Source organism: Bacillus sp. P4_D3, assembly GCF_056401855.1.
Window position 1 is genome coordinate 1 of record NZ_JBFUIN010001162.1, and the last position, 739, is coordinate 739.

Consider the following 739-nt stretch of genomic DNA (forward strand, 5'->3'; position numbering starts at 1 on the left):
GAAACAAGGGGGAGAGTAATCGGGATTGACATCGGTACCACTAGTACGAAGACGGTTGTATTCACTGAAAAGGGAAAAGTCGTTGCTTCACATGCAATTGATTATCCAATCATTCAACCGAACGTCGGATGGGCGGAGCAAGATCCTGATGTAATATGTGCTGCTGTATACAAAACTGTAAGCGTTGCCATCGAGAAGAGTAATGTGTTACCGGAAGATATTTCTTCTATCGGGATTAGTACAGCAATGCATGCCTTAATTGCAGTAGATGAAAACGGTGCGCCGTTAACGCGCTCTATCATTTGGGCAGATAATCGAAGCACAAAACAATCAGAAAAACTTTTACAACAAATGAATGGTCATGACATTTATAGAAGAACTGGTACACCAATTCATCCGATGTCACCACTTTCTAAGTTACTGTGGATGAAAGAAGAAGAATCGGATTTATTCAGAACTGCTCATAAATTTATTTCTATTAAAGAGTATGTCATTTATCAATTGTTCTCACGCTATGTAGTTGATTATTCTATCGCATCTGCTACTGGGTTATTTAATTTAGAAACATTAAACTGGGATGAAGATGTTTTAACTATGTTAAATATGTCACCAGAACAATTATCAACACCTGTACCGACTACATATATTTTATCGGGAATGAAGCCGGAATTAGCACAAAAGATGGGGATTAGTGAGGATACTCCAGTTGTTATTGGTGCAAGTGATGGTGTTCTTGCAA

1 protein-coding gene is annotated in these 739 nt (G+C 38.3%); it reads left to right on the top strand.

What is annotated here, in order from left to right; all coding sequences use genetic code 11:
* Window positions 1–739, top strand: a 739-nt coding sequence (locus AC1DTM_RS29985; RefSeq protein ID WP_477001648.1) for an FGGY family carbohydrate kinase, incomplete at both ends; no start/stop codon positions are given.